The organism is Nitriliruptor alkaliphilus DSM 45188, assembly GCF_000969705.1.
Classification (GTDB): domain Bacteria; phylum Actinomycetota; class Nitriliruptoria; order Nitriliruptorales; family Nitriliruptoraceae; genus Nitriliruptor; species Nitriliruptor alkaliphilus.
Map to the genome: position 1 here is coordinate 2,360,601 of NZ_KQ033901.1, position 17,848 is coordinate 2,378,448.

Here is a 17,848-nt window from a genome sequence, read left to right on the forward strand (position 1 = left end):
GCACACGTGTGTCCGTTCCGGCCGACCGGTTCGGTCGTCGGCTGGTGTCCGGGGGGTCAGCTGGTGTCGGGGGGGCGGCCGCGTGCGGGTCCGGCGCGGATGCTGCGGCCGCCGGGTCGGGTGAAGGTGGCGTCGGTGCCATCGATGGTGATGGTCCAGCGGCCGAGGTCGAGCTTGCGGTGGTGGTGGCGGCACAGCAGGAGGGCGTTGTGGATGGTCAGCGGGCCGCGGTGGCGTCGGGCGGTGGCGTGGGCGACGTCGCACCAGGCCGGTGGGGCGTCGCAGCCGGGGTAGCGGCAGCCGCCGTCGCGGGCCACGAGGGCGAGGTAGAGCGCGGCGGTGGGCTGGGTGACCGTCTGGGACATCGCGATGGGTACGCCCTGGAGGTCGATGCCGAGCAGACGGATGTGGGCGTCGGCCAGCAGCCGGCGGATCTGGCGGGTGGGGATGGGGCCGGTCCAGCCAAGCTCGGCCACCGGTCCCAGGTGGTCATCGGCCGGGAGGTCGGCCTGGCCGTCGGCCACACCTACCGCGGCGTCCTGACCGGGGCCGTCGGCGGTGTCGACGCCGGTGGTCTCGTGGCCGGGCGAGGCGTCGGTACCGGGGCCGGTGGTGTCGTGGCCGGGCGAGGCGTCGGTACCGGGGCCGGTGGGCTCGTGGCCGGGCGAGGTCTCGGTGCCGGGGCCGTCGGCGGTGTCTGTGTCGGTGTCGCCGGGCCTGGTGTCGCCGTGGCCGGGCGAGGGGTCGTCGCTGATGGTGTCGCGGTCGGGGCCGGATGCCTCGCCCAGCGGCACGAGGACGACCACGTGGGGCTTGACCCCACGATCGGCCGGAGCCGAGCCGGCGTCAAGGGCGGCACGCAGGGCGGCGACGAGCCCGTCGGCGGTGCGTTGTTCGGGGGTGCGGGCCATCTCGCCGGGCAGGTCGGGGGTGGTGAACGCTGCGGGGGCGGCGTTGACCACCTCGGCATCCAGACCGGCGAACTCACCCGAGATGCGGGTCATCCCATCGGCGGTCTGCACGATCGAACACCTGCGACGGCGGTGGCGGCGTTCCTCGGCAGCGTTGGCCGCATCGGCATCGAGGCGGGCAAGCAGCCGCCGTGCCGTGCGTCCCAACTCGGGCGCGTGCTGATGCTCGGCGGCAGCGAGCAGTTCGGCCTCGACCCGTCCGGCATGTTCGAGCGGGACCTCGGCCAGGATCCGTCCGATCACCGCGATCTGCTCGGGCCGCAACCCCCGACCCCCTGCCCCCTCACCAGCGCCGATCGCGTTGGCGTCCGGGCCGCTGCCGGTGGGGGCGCCGGTGGTGGCCAGCGCCAGGTGCGGGCGGTCCTGGAGCACCTTGCCGCGCTCCGAGGCCTGCTTGGCCTCCGAGGGTGACAGCCCGAGCCGGTCACCCAGCTGCCGGGTGGCCTGTCGGACCGCCTGACGTTCCTTGCCCGGACCTGCCTCCAGTACCGCGCGACGCCGCAACGTCCCCGCGATCCGATCACGCACCACCGTCAGAGCATCGATCTGCTGCTGCACCGCGGCGGCGACCTCACCCAACTCCTCAGAGGAACACGCATCCACGTCCAAGCCGGCCAGACCTTCGACCCCTGCCCGGACCGTCGTCAGGTGCCCACCCACCGCCGTGCCCGTCCCCTCAACGGACGACGCCGTGCGGTAGCCCGCGGCGGGTTCGGCCGCCAGCCACCGCGTCGCGCCCCCACGCCGGTAGCCGTGCGCCACCCGGCGTGACACCGGGTGCGGGGTGGCGGTCGGGGCGGACACCAGGTCTCCATCGATCGGTCGGGCGTGCTGCGAGGGCTCACGGGACGCGGAAGCCACTATCGAACGTACGTTCCTCGACGTCAACCGGGTGTGCTGACACCGTTCCACAGCCCCCCGACAACGCTCCACAGGCCACCACCGACCGGCCAGGAACCGACGGATCGGTGTGCTATCGGCCTCGCGCTCGTGACCGGGCCCAGTGGCTAGCCTCGCGCCCGCGTGCGCCACCGAGGCGTACGGCACCAGGGCCGGCGTGGCCGGCCGCAGCGGATGGGGTGGATGTGTCGGTGCCGGAGGCGTTCGACGCGGCCCGGGCTCGCCACGACGAGCTGTCGCGCACGGTGCGCGATGCCCGGTACCGCTACTACGTGCTGTCGGACCCGCCGTTCACCGATGCCGAGTTCGACGCGCTGTTCCAGGAGCTGCTCGCGCTGGAGGAGGCGCACCCGGCGCTGGCCACCGCCGCGTCGCCGACCCAGCAGGTCGGCGCCCCGGTCGACACCGCCTTCCCGCCGGCCCGGCACCCGCAACCGATGTTGTCCCTCGACAACGCCTTCTCGCGCGAGGAGTTGGTCGCGTGGTCGGAGCGTGTGAACAAGCGCCTCGGCGCGGACGCCGAGCATCCCGTCCGTTTCGTCTGTGAGCTGAAGATCGATGGGGTCGCCATCGATCTGGTGTACCGCGACGGGCTGCTCGAGCGGGCCGCGACCCGCGGGACCGGGGTCATCGGCGAGGACGTGACCGCCCAGATCGCGACCATCGACGACGTGCCCTACCGGCTGCACACCGACGATCCACCGTCGCTGCTCGAGGTCCGCGGCGAGGTCTACTACCCCCTCGACGCCTTCGAGGCCATGAACGCCGCCCGCATCGAGCGTGGCGAGGAAGCGTTCATGAACCCGCGCAACGGGGCGTCCGGGGCGTTGCGCCAGAAGGACCCGGAGGTCACCCGGCAGCGGCCGCTGTCGGTGTGGTGCCACGGGTTCGGGGTGGTCGAGGGCCACACCTTCACCACGCACAGCGAGGCCCTGGCCTGGGTCCGCGACGCCGGCCTGCCGACCCCGCTCGAGACGGCCGTCTTCGACGACGTCGAGGACGCGTGGGCGTTCGTGGAACGCTGGACCAGCGAGCGCCACGAGGTGCCCTACGAGATCGACGGGGTCGTGGTGAAGGTCGACCGGCTCGACCAGCGCGAGCAGCTCGGCTTCACCTCCCGGGCGCCGCGGTGGGCCATCGCCTACAAGATGCCGCCCGTCGAGCAGGAGACCACCCTGCGCGGCATCGAGGTCAACGTGGGGCGCACCGGCAAGGCGACGCCGTACGCGGTCCTCGAGCCGGTCGTCGTGGCGGGGACCACCATCACGTTCGCGACGCTCCACAACGAGATCCAGGTCCACGCCAAGGACGTACGGGTCGGTGACCGGGTGATGGTGCGGCGTGCCGGCGACGTCATCCCCGAGGTGGTGGGGCCGGTCCTGTCGAAGCGACCGCCGGACGCCCAGCCGTGGTCGATGCCGGCGGACTGCCCGTTCTGCGCGCAGCCGCTGGTCCGGCCCGAGGGCGAGGCCCACCACCGCTGCGAGAACGTGGACTGCCCCAACCGCCTGCGCGAATCGCTCACCCACCTCGCGGGCCGTGGCGCCCTGGACATCGAGGGTCTCGGCGAGAAGAACGTCGACCTGCTCCTCGCCGAGGGCCTCGTGACCGACCTCGCCGACGTCTTCCGGTTGCGGGACCGGCGGGATGACCTGCTCGCGCTCGAGCGGTTCGGCGAGAAGAAGGTCGACAACCTGCTGGCCGGCATCGAGGCGGGCCGCCAGCAGCCGCTCGACCGGGTCCTGGTCGCGCTCAACATCCACCACCTCGGCCCGACCTACGCCAAGACCTTGGTGCGGGCCCTGCCGTCGCTCGACGCCATCCGGTCGGCCACCCCCGAACAGCTCGAGGCCATCGACGGCATCGGTCCGATCATCGCCCGTGCCGTCCACGCGTGGTTCGCCACCCCACGCAACGCGCAGCTGATCGACGAGCTCGTGGAACTCGGGGTCACCGCCGAGGCCGAACCCGCCGAGGCGACCGGCGAGGATGCCGACCTGCTCGCCGGCCTGACCGTCGTGGTGACCGGGACGCTCGAGGGCTACACCCGCGACGAGGCCAAGGCGGCCCTCGAGGCGCGGGGTGCGAAGGTCTCGGGCAGCGTGTCGGGCCGCACGTCGGTCGTGGTGGTCGGCGCGGACGCGGGCAGCAAGGCCGACAAGGCCCAGCAGCTCGGGATCCCGATGGCCGACGAGGCCGCCTTCGAACGGTTCCTGGCCACCGGCCAACTGCCGACCGCGTGATCGCCCCCTTCGAGCCGGCGGGCTACCCGGGACCACGTCCCGAGGGGCCGACGCTCGTGCACCGAGGCCGCGCGCACCCGCTGGAGCTGGCGTCGGGCGGGGAGGACGGGCCGCGGCCGGACGCGCCCGTCGATGCCGAGGTCCTCGATCCGGACGCGGTCCGCTGGGTCGTGGCGTACGGCTCGAACGCCTCGCCGGGACGGCTGCTGGACAAGCGCCTCGACGAGCGTGGCGCGCTGTTGCTGCCGGCCGAGCTCCACGGGTGGGTCGCCGCGTACGAGGCCCGACGCACCGGGTACGGGTCGGTCCCCCTCACGCTCGTCCCGCAGGCGGGCGCCCGGTTGTCGACGTGGCTCCTCGGTGTGCACGAGGACGACGTGCCCACCCTCGACCGCAGCGAGGGGCGGCTGACCAGCGACGCCGTCGACGCCACCTGGCGCGACGACCTCCGGCACGCTCCTCCCGGCGCGTACCGGCTGGGGCACGTCGGTGAGGTCGTGGTCGAGGACCGCTGGCGTCTCCCGGATGCCCTCGCCTACCTGCCCGGCCCGCGGACCCGGGTCCAGGTCGCTCCGGACGGCGGCTGGCGCACCTGGCCGCGGTGGGACCAGGCCGACGCGGCCACGCACGTGGCATCCGGCGGCCCCTCGCGGATCCCGCCGCCCGTCGCGCGCCCCGTCACGGGCCCGTGGCCCGAGACCGACCTGCTCGCCGCCGGCTGACCTCCGGCGACGGCCACCGTCGTTGGTGCGACCCCGTCGGTCGCGACAGCACGCGAGTGCGTACTATGGCAAGCACTCGTCCTCCTCGCCATCCTCCCCCCACCCGGAGACCACCGTGTTCCGTCGCACCCGCTCCGACCTCAAGGCCGCCTGGCTCGAGCAGCACAGCCGGCTCTACGGCCTCACCCGTGCCGAGATCGACACCCTGGCCGCGTCCGCCGATCGGGTCACCGTGCCGGCTGGCACCGTGCTCGTCCGCGACGGTCAGCTCGGCCGCGAGGCGTTCCTGATCGTCCGCGGTGCGGTCGAGATCCGCCGCGACGGCCGCATCGTCGCCACGGTCGGTGGCGGCGACCTCGTCGGCGAGCAGGCGCTGGTCGCCCGCGCGCACCGCAACGCCGACGCCGTCACCACCGTGGAGACCGAGCTCGCCGTCTTCGACGTCCGCAGCTTCGAGCGCGCGCTCGCCGGGTCGCCGGCGCTGCGCGCGCACGTCGAGCAGACCGTCGCCGCTCGCGCCGCCGCCTGACCGAGGTTGGCGCCACCCGCCTCGATGTGTCCGTCTACGGTCGGCGCATGGTGGATGAACTCACGGTCAGCGTGCAGGCGGCACCGGACGGTGCCGCCGAGTGGGTCCGCCTCGCGCGCCGGACCGAGTCGCTCGGCTTCCGAGGGCTGCTCGTCGCGGACCACCCCGGCAGCGGTCCGGCCCCGTTCGTGGCGTTGGCGGCGGCTGCAGCGGTCACCGAACGCATCAGCCTCGGGACCTACGTCGTCAACGCCGGCGCGTGGGAGCCGGTCGCGCTCGCGTCGAACGTGGCCACGCTGGACGTGGTCTCGGGTGGGCGTGCGATCCTCGGGGTGGGTGCCGGGCACACCCCCGCCGAGTGGACGATGCGTGGTCTGCCGCACCCGGACGGCGCCAGCCGGGTCGCACGGATGGTGGAGCTGACCGATACGACCCGGCGGCTGCTCGCGGGGGAACAGGTCACGTTCGCCGGCGAGCACCTGACGCTCGTCGACGCACGGCTCGAGGAGCCGCAGGCGATCCAGCGTCCGGTCCCCCTGCTGGTCGGCGGCAACGGGCACCGGTTGCTGCGCTACGCCGCTGAGCAGGCCGACATCGTCGCGCTCTCGGGGCTCGGCCGGACCCTCGATGACGGTCACCGCCACGAGGTGCAGTGGAGCGAGGATCGCATCGCTCGCTCGCTCGAGCACGTCCGGGCAGCAGCTGCGGAAGCTGGCCGCACACCGGCGCTCGAGGCACTCGTCCAGCACGTCGAGGTGACCGACGCGCCACGGGAGGCCGCCGCGGCCCTGGCCGCGCGCGTCGAGGGCCTCTCGCCCGACCACGTGCTGTCCGCACCGTTCGCGTGGGTCGGGACCGCCAGCGACATCGCCGCGGAGCTGCTCGAGCACCGTGACCGTTGGGGCATCTCCCGCTACGTGATCCGGGAGGCCGCCGTGGACGCGGCGCACGACGTGCTGGCCGAGTTGCCCTGAGCGCCGCCCGGACCACCCTCGCCGACGTCAGGGGCGCAACATGGCCGGGTGGAGGCGTTCGGCCGACCCGCGTCGGTAGCGCTGCGCGGGACGTCCACCGCCCGGTCCGGGCTTGGCCAGCCCCTCGACGGGCACGATGAAATCCCGTGTGGAGACCACCTTCCGGCGGAAGTTGGCCGGATCGAGCGACACCCCCCACACGGCCTCGTAGACGCCACGCAGCTCACCGAGGGTGAACGGCTCGGCGACGAACGCGGTCGCGAGCGCCGTGTACTCCAGCTTCGACCGCGCTCGTTCGAGGGCATCGGGGACGATGCGGTCGTGGTCGTAGGCGAACCTCCTGACCGGGTCCCCCGTCTCGCTGCGCTCGTTGCCCCCCGGTCGGGGCGCGTGCTCGGGCCCCGCGGACGCGCCGAGGTCGAGCTCATCGACGGGGAAGAACGCCGCTGCCGTGCCCTCCGCCGGGTCGTCGGTGGTCGGCGTCAGCAGCAGGTAGGCGACCGACACCACGCGGCCGCGGGGGTCGCGTGACTGGTCGCCGTAGGTGCGCAGCTGCTCGAGGTGGGCCTCCGGTGCGGTGAGGCCGGCGAGCTCGGCCAGGGCCCGGTGGGCGGTGTCGTCGAGGGTCTCGTCGTCACGGACACGTCGGCCGGGCAGCGCCCACCGGTCGGCCAGTTCGTCGGGCTGCGGGCGGACGAGCAGGAGCATCAGGCGACCCTCGCGGATCGTCAGCAGCGCCACGTCGACCGCGACCGCGCAGGTCGAGACCGGCGCGCGCGGGGCCTCGTGATCGCGGGGCAGCTCGGCCATCACTCGCCGGCTGCCGCGGGGCCACGACCCGTCACCAGGACGCCGGCCCGTCGCAGCTCGGTGATCGCCCGATCGCCATCGCCGGGCTCGAGCTCGACGAAGGCCGTCGCGGGCAGCGGCAGCTCGACGTCGTACCCGAGGCGCACGGCGTCGAGCGCCGTCTCCTTCACGCACACGTCGCCGGCCAGTCCGACGACCACGACCCGATGGACGCCCGCCTCATCGAGCAGTCGCCCGAGCTCGGTCGCCTCCTCCTCGCCGCTGACCGGGTCGCGGACCGAGAACCCCGAGTACCCGTCGCCACCATCGACACCCTTGCGCACGACCGGGCCCTCGACGAGCAGGTCGTCGTGCAGCTGTGCGCCCCAGGTGTCGGCCACACAGTGGACCGGCCACACCCCGCCATCCTTGGCGAAGTGCGGGGTGGTCGGCGGGTGCCAGTCCTGGGTGTAGGCCACGGTCGCGCCCGCATCGAGCGCAGCCCGGACCTCCCCGTCGACGACCTCGACCACGCGGTCACCCCCGGGGACGAACAGGCCGCCGTCGGGGTGGGCGAAGTCGTGCTGCACGTCGACCACCACCAGGGCGGTGTCACCGTCGTAGGGCCGCGGGGCCACCTGCTCGGTGTCCGGGGTAGCGGGGGTCGTCATCTCACGCCTCCTGCGTCGTGGGCCTCCAGGGGGACGGTGGGGAGGGCCGGCTGGCCCGGGTCGAGCGCGAGCGCGGTGGGTGGCAGCTCCGCGATCGCACGGCGGTGGTGGTCCCGCACCGCGTCGAGGTCGGGCCGGTGGATGCGTTCGCCCCGCGCCACCACCGGGATCTGCAGTGGCCGGCTCGACGTCGGCGGCGGCGTGCCCCACGGATGGAGGACGTCGTGGGTGGCGGTGTCGCCGTCGAACCTGCGGGCCGCGGCCTTCCACCCGCCGACGGTCGCCTTGGCGCCGCCCGCCTTGGCCACGGGTTCGAGGTCGCCGTAGGGGCTGCGAGCCCGGGCGACGAGCTTGTAGACGAACCCCGCGGTCGGCGACCCACTGCCGGTGACGACCGCGGTCCCGGCACCGAACACGTCGATCGGGGCGCCGCGGCAGGCCGCGATCCGGTGCTCGTCGAGGTCGCCCGACACCACGATGCGGGTCCCCGGCGCGCCGAGTTCGTCGAGCAGGGCGCGGGCGTGGTGGGCTTCGGCCACCGGGTCGCCGCAGTCGATGCGGACCGCGGCGAGGTCGGGGCCCGCCGCCGCCACGGCGTTGCGGAGGCCCTGCCGGACGTCGTAGGTGTCCACGAGGAGGGTCGTGCCGACCCCGAGCGCGGCCACCTGTGCGCGGAACGCCATCAGTTCGTCGTCGTGGACCATCGTGAACGCGTGCGCCGAGGTGCCGGCCGTGGGGATGCCGTAGCGCCGCCCCGCCTCGAGGTTCGAGGTCGCGTCGAAACCCGCCACGTACGCCGCACGGGCGGCGTGGACCGCCGCCGCCTCGTGGGCGCGACGGCTGCCGAACTCCAGGAGCATGCGTCCGTCGGCCGCGGCGACCATCCTGGCCGCGGCCGACGCCACCGCCGTGTCGTGGTTCAGGGTCGACAGCAGGACCGTCTCGAGCAGCACGGCCTCGCCGAACGTGGCGTGCACGGTCAGCACGGGCACGTTCGGGTTGGCGATCTCGCCCTCGGGGAGGGCCCAGACGTCCCCCTCGAAGCGGTACCCGGCCAGCCACGCGAGGGTCGGCTCGCGGACGATCCGGTCACGTTGGAGCGCGGCCAGGGTGTCGTCGTCGAACCGGAAGCGCTCGATGGCGTCGAGGGCCCGGTCGAGGCCGGCGGCGACGGCGTACCGGCGGCCCTCGGGGAGGCGGCGCCCGAACAGCTCGAACACGCACGGGCGGTCGATGGTGCCGCCGCCGTGGGCGGCGTCGAGCATCGTCAGCTCGTAGCGGTCGGTGTGCAGCGCGGTGGTCGGACCGGGCGGGCCGGTCAGGCCGGTCAGGCCGAGCGAGCCGGTCGGGTCGGTCACGGGGGCTCCTGGCGCGGGCGGCACGAGCGGTGCACGTCACGACCGTAGCGAGGTTCTGGTCACCCTGACCAGAACGGCCCGGTCGGACGTCCGGTCGCGGTGTCCGAGGGCAACGGCATGGCCGGTGGGAGCGGGTGGCGCGACCTGCTCGTGCGGTCACCGGACGCCGAGGGCTAGGCTCCCCCAGGAGCCTCAGGTGTCACGCCAGGCGGCCGATGCACCGGGGGAGTGCCCGCGAGGCGCCTGGGAGAGTGCGGTGACCAGACGCGAGATCGAACCGCGCCTGCCGGTGGTGCTGCGCCCGAACGCGTTCAGCGCGTACTGGTGGGCGGTGGTCGGGCTGGCGACGGCCGGCATCCTGGTCGTCGCTCGGGGCACGTCGCTCGGTGCGCTGGCCGGTATCGGCGACGCCGCGCTGATCCTCATCGGCTTCGTGGTCGTCGGGGAGTTGCGCCCGATCATCGCTTCGCACCGCACCGACCCCGACGGGGTGAACCTCGCCACGGCGTTCCACTTCGCCATCCTGCTGCGGTGGGGGATCGCACCCGCCCTCGTGGCGGTCGTGCTGGCCACGGCCGTCGGTGAACTCACGCGCCGCAAACCCTTCCACAAGCTCGGCTTCAACCTCGCCCAGTACTGCGTCTCCTACCTGGCCGCGTGGGGAGCGCTCCGCCTCGGTGGTTGGGAGGCGACGCCGCTCGTGCCGGCGGAGCTGCGACCGCGGGACCTGGTGCTCGTGGCCGCCGCTGCGCTCGTCTACCACGTGGTCAACCTCGCGCTGGTCGGTACCGCGCTGGCCTTCGCCGGAGGGACCCCCTGGTTCGCCACCGTCGTCGACAACGTCGGGTGGTACACGCGCACGACGATGGCGGTGCTCGCCATCGGCCCCCTGATCGTCGTGGTCACCGCGGTGCACGCCGGGTTCCTCGCCCTGCTGGTGCTGCCGCTGTGGCTGGTCTACGCGACGGCGCAGCTCTCCCTGGAGCGTGAACAGCGGGCGTGGACCGATCCGTTGACCGGCCTGGCCAACCGTGAACAGCTCGAGCACCTCGTGCAGCAGCGGCTGGAGGATGTGCAACGGGGTCTTCGTCGCGTCGCTCTGTGCGTGGTCGACCTCGACCGGTTCAAGGAGGTCAACGACACCCTGGGGCACGCGACGGGTGACGCGCTCCTGCGGGCCCTGGCCGCGCGACTGGCCACCGCGGTCCGCGGTGCCGACGCGGTGGTGCGCCTCGGTGGCGACGAGTTCGTGCTGCTGCTCGAGGTCGAGGACCGGGAGGTCGCGATCGAGGTGGTCGAACGGCTCGCCGCGCACGTCCACGAGCCCTACGACCTCGCCGGCGTCCGCCTCGAGGTCGAGATGAGCGTCGGGGTGGCGATGCTCGGCGAGGACGGTGCGGACCTCGAGACCCTGCTGCGTCGCGCCGACGTCGCGATGTACGACGCCAAGGCGACCGGCGAGGTCATCAGCACCTACCGGGTCGAGCTGGAACGGCGCACCCCCCTGAGCGGCGAACTCGTCGCCGACCTGCGGCGCGGCATGGCCCGGGGCGAGCTCGAGCTGTACTACCAGCCACAGGTGGCCCTGCCCGGCGGGGACGTGATCGGTGTCGAGGCGCTGGTCCGTTGGCAGCACCCCGAGCGCGGCGTGCTCGCCCCGGGAGCCTTCCTGCCCGTCATCGAGCGCACCTCGACCATGCGGACGCTGACGTCCGCGGTGCTCGAGCTCGCCTTCGCCCAGTGCTCGCGGTGGCGTCAGATCGGCATCAGCGTGCCCGTGTCGGTGAACGTGTCGATGTACGACCTGGCCGACACCTCCTTCGCCGAGCGCGTCAGCGCTGGGCTCGTCCGCCACCACCTCGAGGCCGGCGACATCCGGATCGAGATCACCGAGCAGGCGCTCGTGGGTGACAGCGCCGTGGTGCTGAGCACCCTCGCGCAGCTCCACGCCGCCGGGATCGAGCTGTCCCTCGACGACTTCGGCACCGGGCACGCCTCACTGACGCGGTTGGCGCGCCTGCCGATCAGCGAGGTCAAGGTCGACCGGCAGTTCGTCATCGACCTCGAGCAGGACGCCCCGGCCGTCGTCGCCATCGTGCGATCGGTCCTCGAGTTGGCCCACGCGATCGGGGCCCGTTCGGTCGCGGAGGGGGTCGAGACCGAGGCGCAGTGGTCAGCGTTGGAGGCCCTCGGCTGCGACGTCGTCCAGGGCTACCTCACGGGGCGGCCGATGGCGGAGGAGGACGCCACCTGGTGGCTGGTCGAGCGGCTCGCTCCCTCGTCCGCCGGCGAGCTCGAGGAGCGGTTCGCGGCGGCCGGCACGGACCCGGCCGACCGCTAGCCTCGGGACGCTCCAGCAAGGCGCCGACCCCCGCTCCCGCAAGGCGCCGACCCCCGCTCCCGTAGGAGGCCCGCCGTGGCCCTGTCCGACGACGAGGTCCGCCACGTCGCGTCCCTCGCCCGCCTCGCGCTGACCGACGACGAGGTGGCCGCGCTCGCGCCGCAGCTGTCGGCGATCCTCGACTACGCCGAGCACGTCGGCGAGGTGGCGGCCGAGGACGTGCCGCCGACCACGCACCCGTTCGCGCTGACCAACGTCACGCGTCCGGACGACCCGCGGCCGTCGATGCCGCGTGCGGACGTGCTGGCGATGGCGCCGATGGTCGAACAGGACCGCTTCGGCGTGCCTCGCATCGTCGCGGAGGAGGGGTGATGTCGGACCTCACCAGCCTGTCGGCTGCCGAGCTGGCGGCCCGCCTCCAGGCCCGTGAGCTGTCGTCGCGCGAGGCCGTCGACGCTCACCTCGATCGCATCGCGGCCGTCGACGGCGTCGAGGCCGACGGTGACGTGTGGGTGCCGAGGGCCGAGCTCGGCCCCGACGACGTGCACGCCTACCTGGCCGTGACCGCAGCGGCCGCCCGGGCGCACGCCGACGACGTCGATGCCCGCCGCACCGCCGGCGTCGAACTGTCGCCGCTGGCCGGTGTCCCGCTCGCCCTGAAGGACGTGCTGACGATGCGGGGCGCGCCGACGACCTGCGGGTCGCGGATGCTCGAGGGCTGGGTGCCGCCGTACGACGCCACCGTCACCGGGCGGCTGCGCGACGGCGACGTGGTGGTGCTCGGCAAGACGAACATGGACGAGTTCGCCATGGGCTCGTCCACCGAGAACTCGGCCTACGGCCCCACGCGCAACCCGTGGGACCTCGACCGGGTGCCGGGCGGTTCCTCGGGCGGGTCGGCGTCCGCCGTCGCCGGCCTGCTGGCGCCGCTGTCGATCGGGACCGACACCGGCGGGTCGATCCGCCAGCCGGCGGCGCTCACGGGTCTCGTGGGGGTCAAGCCGACCTACGGCACGGTGTCGCGGTACGGCCTGGTGGCGTTCGCGTCCTCGCTCGACCAGGCGGGACCGTTCGCCCGGACGGTCGAGGACGCGGCGATGCTGCACGAGCTGATCGCCGGTCACGACCCGCGGGATTCGACGTCCGTGCCGGACCCGGTGCCGCCGCTGTCCGCCACCATGCGCGACGGGGTCGAGGGCCTGCGCGTCGGGGTCATCTCCGAGCTGCGGGGCGAGGGCTACGAGCCCGGCGTCGCCCGGGTCTACGACGAGGCGCTCGCGAGGCTCGAGTCCCTCGGCGCCACCCTGGTGGACGTCTCGCTGCCCCACGCGGCCTACGGCCTGCCGGCCTACTACCTGATCGCACCGTCCGAGGCGTCCTCGAACCTCGCCCGCTTCGACGGCGTCCGGTACGGGGTCCGGGTCGACGCCGAGACCGCCGAGCAGATGAACGCCGCCACCCGTGAGGCCGGGTTCGGGCCCGAGGTCAAGCGACGCATCATGATCGGGACCCACGCCCTGTCGTCGGGGTACTACGACGCCTACTACCTGCAGGCGTCGAAGGTCCGCACGCTCATCGCCCGGGACTTCGCGGCTGCCTTCGAGGACGCCGACGTCCTGGTCAGCCCGACCTCGCCGGCCGTCGCGTTCGGCCTCGGCACCAAGACCGCCGACCCGCTCGCGATGTACCTCAACGACGTCGCGACGGTCCCGGCGTCGCTGGCCGGCGTGCCGGCGATGTCGCTGCCCGCGGGCCTGGCCGAGGCGCCCGACGCGCCGGGCAGCGCCCTGCCGGTCGGCCTCCAGCTCATGGCGCCGCTGCTACGAGACGACCTGCTGTACCGGGTCGGGTGGGCGTTCGAGCAGGCGACCGGGTTCTCGCCGCTGCCCACCGGCGATCGGGCCGTGGCCGTGGAGGTGGCCCCGGCATCGGGTGGGCCCCGGGAGGTGAACCAGTGAGCGAGACCATCCAGGTGCCCGTCCCGGGCGAGCTGCGCGACGCCGACAAGGTGCAGAAGGACACCGGCACCGCCGGTGTCCTGCCCGAGGGCTGGGCGATGACCATCGGCCTCGAGGTCCACGTCGAGCTCACCACGCGGACCAAGATGTGGTGCGGGTGCTCGACCGTCTTCGGTGGGGACCCCAACACCAACGTCTGCGAGGTGTGCACCGGCCAGCCCGGGGCGCTGCCCGTCCTGAACGCGCAGGCGCTCGAGGACGCCGCCCTGCTCGGCCTGGCGCTCCAGGGCGACATCGCGGAGGTGTGCCGGTTCCACCGCAAGAACTACTTCTACCCCGACATGGCCAAGAACTACCAGATCAGCCAGTACGACGTCCCGTTGGTCCACGACGGGTGGCTCGACGTCCCCGTCGGTGACTCCGGCGAGGTGCACCGGGTCGGCATCGAACGCCTCCACATGGAGGAGGACACCGGCAAGTCGATGCACGTCGGCGAGTCGGGTCGCCTCCACGGCGCCGACCGGTCTCTGATCGACTACAACCGCTGCGGCATCCCCCTCCTCGAGGTGGTGTCCCGCCCGCACGTGCACGACCCCGAGACGGCGCAGGCCTACCTGCGTGAACTGGTCGCCATCGTGCGCGCCACGGGCGTCTCGGACGCACGGATGGAGGAGGGCTCGATCCGCTGCGACGCCAACGTGTCGGTCGCCCGTCCGGGACAGCCGCTCGGGACGCGCTGCGAGATCAAGAACCTCAACTCGGTGCGGTCCCTCGGACGTGCCATCGGGTACGAGGCGGCCCGCCAGGTCGCCGTGATCGAGGACGGCGGCACGATCACGATGGAGACCCGGCACTGGGACGAGGGCCGGGGCGTCACCGAGACGCTGCGCAAGAAGGAGTCGGTGACCGACTACCGCTACTTCCCCGACCCCGACCTGGTCGAGATCGTCTCGCCCCGCGAGTGGGTCGAGGGCGTGCGCGCCCGACTGCCCGAGCTGCCCGTCGCGACCCGGGCGCGCCTCGTCGACGCGGGCGTCCCGGCCGAGGCGGCGGGGACCCTGGTGGGCAGCGATCTGCTGCCCCGGTACGACGAGGCGGTGGCCGCCGGCGCCTCGCCCGCCGCCGTGGCCAACTGGTTGACGGGTGACGTCACCGGCCAGCTCGGCGCCGCCGGGCTGACCATCGACGAGGCCGGCATCACCGGTGCGCACATCGCTGAACTGGTGGCGCTGGTCGACGACGGCACGCTGTCGACCAAGCTCGCCAAGCAGGTGCTCGAGGGCCTCGTCGAGGAACGCGGCGCCAAGAGTCCGTCGCGGATCGCGGCCGACCGCGGTCTCCAGCAGGTCTCCGACGAGGGCGAGCTGCGAGCCATCTGCGAGCAGGTCGTGGCCGACAACACCGGGACCGTCGAGCAGATCCGCGGCGGCAACCAGAAGGCGATCGGGGCGCTCGTCGGTCAGGTGATGAAGGCCACCAAGGGCCAGGCCGACCCGCGCAAGACCAACGAACTGCTCCGCGACCTCATCGGCTGACCCCCAACCCGAGGTGGAGCGGATCGGAGCGGGCCCGACCACACCCAGGCGCTCCACCTCGGCCGGCGCAGCGATCGGTCCGGGAACCCCGACAGCACGGTCGACGTCCCACCGCCGCCGGGTGAGAGGGAGCACGCGATGAGGCACCGTCTGCTCGTGTTCGCGTTCGCGGTCGTGGGGGTTCTCGCGGGCTGCGCGGGAGGCGACGTGGCGGACGGCCCCGCCTCGTCGGAGGAACTGATCGGGCGTGCGTTCGCCTCGACGTCGGTGACGGACCGGGGGGAGGTCCGCGAGTTGGCGGGCGCACGGATCGTGCTGGAGTTCCTCCAGGAGGTCGACGGCATCGTCTCGGCCCGGTGGGAGGCTGGCTGCAACATCTCGGGTGGCCGGTTCGAGGCGGCGTCGGGCCGGCTCGTCCCGCAGCCGGGTGGCACGTCCGGCTTCGATCAGACCGAGATGGGGTGCTCACCCGAGCACCACGCGGACGACGAGTGGGCCGTCGACGTGTTCGGCGATGCCGCGGCGTGGACGCTCGAGGGGGAGTCGTTGGTGCTCACGACGGGTGCCGTGACGATCGAACTGACCGAGAGCACCTGGCGCCGTAGGTAGCGAGGACGACCGCCACCACGATCGCGACCGCGGCGGCCCGGCGTCCCCGACCCTGGCGGTCGGGTCGGGACCGGAACCACAGCACCTCGGTACCGAGGTGGGCCGCGGCGGCGTCGGTGGCGTTGCGGACCACCACGCCGTGCGACCACTCGAAGAGGGCACGGGCGACCGGCGTGAGCCGGTTCATCCAGGTGGCGGTCGTCGTGACGTCCCAGTCGAAGCGCACGTCGGTGCCGTCCGCCCGCGGGCGCAGCTGCCAGACGCCACCACCCTCGAGCTCACCGCTCGATCGCATCCGGAGGCGGGTCGGCCGCTTCGTCTCGACGGTCTCGATGGTCGCCGACAGCTCGTAGCCGGCGGGGGCACGGACCGTGGCGGTGAAGCGGGCGCCGAGCCCGTCACGATCGCCGGGCGCGTCCCGCCTGACGGTCACCGCGTCGGCCCAGTCGCCGACCCAGCCATCCGGATCGGCGATGGCCCCGTACACCGCGTCGATGGGCGCACCGAGGTGCATCTCCGTGACGAACCGGTACCGCGCCACGCCGCCTCCGTCCATCGGAGGAGCGACCGTAAGCGAACCTGAGAACGGGGACCGCTGCGGCCGGCTCCGGGTGCGGGAGGCCCCTCGGCTCGGACCGGCCGCAGCGGCTCGGTCAGCCCTCCAGTTCGAAGGTCACGAGCAGGTTGACCTGGTAGGCGGTCACCGAGCCGTCTTCGACGTTGACCTGCTGCTCCTTGACCCAGGCGGAACGCACGCCGCGCAAGGACTGGGTGGCACGGTCGAGGCCGACCTTGATGGCGTCCTCGAAGCTCTTGTCGGACTTGGCGCTGATCTCGGTCACACGTGCGACGCTGGCTGCCATGGTTCATCCTTCGGTCGGAGTCCGCCCACGCCGGGGCGGTGCACCATCGAACGGGAGCCCTGGGTGCTGCGTCGACCGACGAACGGCCACGACCCCCGCCTACGGTGCCGGCACGCGAACCTTGGGAGCCTCACCGTGGTCGGAACGGTCCGGACCGCGCAGGCCGATGTCTGAGGTCCTGCGCGACACCATCGCCCTCCCCGTGCGCACCGAGATCGAGGTCACGCGGTCACGCTTCGTGGCCGATCTGGTGCCGGTCACGGACCTCGAGGCAGCCGCCGCGGTGGTGGCCGGTGCGCGCCGCGAGTTCCACGACGCCCGGCACCACTGCAGCGCTTGGATCCTCGGCCCGGAGGGAGGGCAGACCCGCTCGAACGACGACGGGGAACCGTCCGGGACGGCGGGGGCGCCCATGCTGGCGGTCCTCGACGGCGCCGAACTGACCGACGTCGTCGCGGTGGTCACCCGCTACTTCGGTGGGACCTTGCTCGGTGCGGGGGGACTGGTGCGTGCCTACGGTCAGGCGGTCAGCACCGCGGTCCAGGAGGCCGTCCGGGTGGCGCGGCAGCTGGTGGTGCTGATCGAGGTCCGAGCGCCGCACGCCGAGGCTGGCCGCGTCGAGCATCACCTGCGGCGCCACGTCTTGGAGCTGGGTGGCTGGCTCGACGGGGTGACCTACGACGCGCCGGGCGCGTGCTTCCGTCTCGCCCTCCCCGACGGCGCCGAGGCGCAGCTCGTCGCGGCCTTGGCGGGCGGCGGGCTGCCCCACGAGCTGGCGATCCGCGGCCACGCCGTCCGCGACGAGCGCCGCCGGTGACGTGGCAGGCCCCGCGCGGTGCAGGGAGGGTTCAACCGGTGACGTCTCCATCGGCGTCGAGTTGGGCGATGAGCCGTTTCGGGGCCACCTTGCGGTAGGCCTCGTCGAGCACGTCGGCGACCTCGTCCCAGTCCGGATCGATGTCGAGGCGCAATCCGACCCAGCCGCGGTGGCCGACGTACGGCGGCCGGAAGAACCGCTCCGGATCCGCGGCGAGCACCTCGGCCTGGACGCCGTCGGGGGCCGGGTAGACCAGCGCCAGCCGGCCGTCCCCGTGGTGGTCGTCGGTGAGGTAGGCGAGGGTGCGCCTGCCTCGGACGAAGTAGGTCACCGCGCCGTGGCTCAGTCGCTCGCTGACCTCGGGGAAGCGGGCCGTCAGATCACGGAGCCGCTCGGCGGCGGCGGCCACGTCGGCATCGGTGTAGGGCAGCTCGGTGCGCGGTGTCGGCTCCATGCGGGCAGCGTGGCACACGCGGGACATCCGTGCCGGAGCTCGTGGCGAACCCTGGAGGCCAGGCGGTCGCCCGTCGACGTCGCCGGAGGCTCTACCCTCTGGGGTCGCGTGGTC

17 protein-coding genes are annotated in these 17,848 nt (G+C 73.4%); 10 read left to right on the plus strand and 7 right to left on the minus strand.

Annotated elements, in window-relative coordinates; genetic code table 11:
* Nucleotides 1-56 precede the first annotated feature (56 nt).
* Complete coding sequence (locus tag NITAL_RS27260; RefSeq protein ID WP_052666280.1) at nt 57-1,775, minus strand: HNH endonuclease signature motif containing protein; 1,719 nt, start codon at nt 1,773-1,775, stop codon at nt 57-59.
* 287 nt (nt 1,776-2,062) lie between these two features.
* Here NITAL_RS27260 and ligA point away from each other — a divergent pair, with 287 nt between their 5' ends.
* From ligA to NITAL_RS11070, 4 genes are all read left to right on the plus strand, one after another.
* A complete protein-coding gene (gene ligA / locus NITAL_RS11055; protein ID WP_169786816.1) occupies nt 2,063-4,114 on the plus strand; it encodes an NAD-dependent DNA ligase LigA in 2,052 nt (683 codons plus the stop codon).
* On the plus strand, nt 4,111-4,836 hold the full coding sequence (locus NITAL_RS28015) for a hypothetical protein (RefSeq protein ID WP_052666278.1): 726 nt from the start codon (nt 4,111-4,113) through the stop codon (nt 4,834-4,836). The genes ligA and NITAL_RS28015 overlap by 4 nt, the downstream gene beginning before the upstream one ends.
* Before the next feature lie 115 nt (nt 4,837-4,951).
* Nucleotides 4,952-5,365, plus strand: coding sequence for a cyclic nucleotide-binding domain-containing protein (locus tag NITAL_RS28020; RefSeq protein WP_052666279.1), 414 nt, complete (start codon nt 4,952-4,954; stop codon nt 5,363-5,365).
* A 47-nt stretch (nt 5,366-5,412) separates the two neighbouring features.
* Nucleotides 5,413-6,339 (plus strand): TIGR03621 family F420-dependent LLM class oxidoreductase, encoded by a 927-nt coding sequence (locus NITAL_RS11070; RefSeq protein WP_052669600.1) that lies wholly within the window; start codon nt 5,413-5,415, stop codon nt 6,337-6,339.
* A gap of 27 nt (nt 6,340-6,366) precedes the next feature.
* Here NITAL_RS11070 and NITAL_RS11075 read toward each other — a convergent pair whose 3' ends face one another.
* From NITAL_RS11075 to NITAL_RS11085, 3 genes are read right to left on the minus strand one after another with little or no spacing between them, the layout of a single operon-like run.
* Nucleotides 6,367-7,149, minus strand: a complete 783-nt coding sequence (locus tag NITAL_RS11075) for an NUDIX hydrolase (RefSeq protein WP_052669601.1) — start codon at nt 7,147-7,149, stop codon at nt 6,367-6,369.
* Complete coding sequence (locus tag NITAL_RS11080) at nt 7,149-7,799, minus strand: isochorismatase family protein (RefSeq protein WP_083441460.1); 651 nt, start codon at nt 7,797-7,799, stop codon at nt 7,149-7,151. Before NITAL_RS11080 ends, NITAL_RS11075 begins: the two co-directional genes overlap by 1 nt.
* Nucleotides 7,796-9,157, minus strand: coding sequence for a nicotinate phosphoribosyltransferase (locus NITAL_RS11085; protein WP_211262341.1), 1,362 nt, complete (start codon nt 9,155-9,157; stop codon nt 7,796-7,798). Before NITAL_RS11085 ends, NITAL_RS11080 begins: the two co-directional genes overlap by 4 nt.
* 256 nt (nt 9,158-9,413) lie before the next feature.
* Here NITAL_RS11085 and NITAL_RS11090 point away from each other — a divergent pair, with 256 nt between their 5' ends.
* The 5 genes from NITAL_RS11090 to NITAL_RS11110 all read left to right on the plus strand — a co-directional run bounded on the left by NITAL_RS11090 (nt 9,414) and on the right by NITAL_RS11110 (nt 15,600).
* Nucleotides 9,414-11,498, plus strand: a complete 2,085-nt coding sequence (locus NITAL_RS11090; RefSeq protein ID WP_157041771.1) for a putative bifunctional diguanylate cyclase/phosphodiesterase — start codon at nt 9,414-9,416, stop codon at nt 11,496-11,498.
* 75 nt (nt 11,499-11,573) lie between these two features.
* Complete coding sequence (gatC, locus tag NITAL_RS11095; protein ID WP_052666282.1) at nt 11,574-11,870, plus strand: Asp-tRNA(Asn)/Glu-tRNA(Gln) amidotransferase subunit GatC; 297 nt, start codon at nt 11,574-11,576, stop codon at nt 11,868-11,870.
* Nucleotides 11,870-13,456, plus strand: a complete 1,587-nt coding sequence (gene gatA, locus NITAL_RS11100; protein ID WP_052666283.1) for an Asp-tRNA(Asn)/Glu-tRNA(Gln) amidotransferase subunit GatA — start codon at nt 11,870-11,872, stop codon at nt 13,454-13,456. The genes gatC and gatA overlap by 1 nt, the downstream gene beginning before the upstream one ends.
* 98 nt (nt 13,457-13,554) lie before the next feature.
* On the plus strand, nt 13,555-14,991 hold the full coding sequence (gatB, locus tag NITAL_RS11105) for an Asp-tRNA(Asn)/Glu-tRNA(Gln) amidotransferase subunit GatB (protein WP_052669604.1): 1,437 nt from the start codon (nt 13,555-13,557) through the stop codon (nt 14,989-14,991).
* Between the two features lie 138 nt (nt 14,992-15,129).
* The gene (locus NITAL_RS11110) at nt 15,130-15,600 is read left to right on the plus strand and encodes an META domain-containing protein (protein WP_052666284.1); all 471 of its coding nucleotides are present in this window, start codon (nt 15,130-15,132) and stop codon (nt 15,598-15,600) included.
* Here NITAL_RS11110 and NITAL_RS11115 read toward each other — a convergent pair.
* Complete coding sequence (locus NITAL_RS11115; RefSeq protein ID WP_052666285.1) at nt 15,545-16,141, minus strand: SRPBCC family protein; 597 nt, start codon at nt 16,139-16,141, stop codon at nt 15,545-15,547. The two genes, NITAL_RS11110 and NITAL_RS11115, sit on opposite strands and share 56 nt — an antisense overlap.
* Nucleotides 16,142-16,253: 112 nt before the next feature.
* Complete coding sequence (locus tag NITAL_RS11120; protein ID WP_052666286.1) at nt 16,254-16,463, minus strand: dodecin family protein; 210 nt, start codon at nt 16,461-16,463, stop codon at nt 16,254-16,256.
* A gap of 166 nt (nt 16,464-16,629) precedes the next feature.
* Here NITAL_RS11120 and NITAL_RS11125 point away from each other — a divergent pair, with 166 nt between their 5' ends.
* A complete protein-coding gene (locus tag NITAL_RS11125) occupies nt 16,630-17,280 on the plus strand; it encodes an IMPACT family protein (RefSeq protein WP_052666287.1) in 651 nt (216 codons plus the stop codon).
* Between the two features lie 31 nt (nt 17,281-17,311).
* Here the strand turns inward: NITAL_RS11125 and NITAL_RS11130 are convergent, their stop codons facing one another.
* Nucleotides 17,312-17,734 (minus strand): MmcQ/YjbR family DNA-binding protein, encoded by a 423-nt coding sequence (locus tag NITAL_RS11130; protein ID WP_052669605.1) that lies wholly within the window; start codon nt 17,732-17,734, stop codon nt 17,312-17,314.
* Between the last annotated feature and the right edge of the window lie 114 nt (nt 17,735-17,848).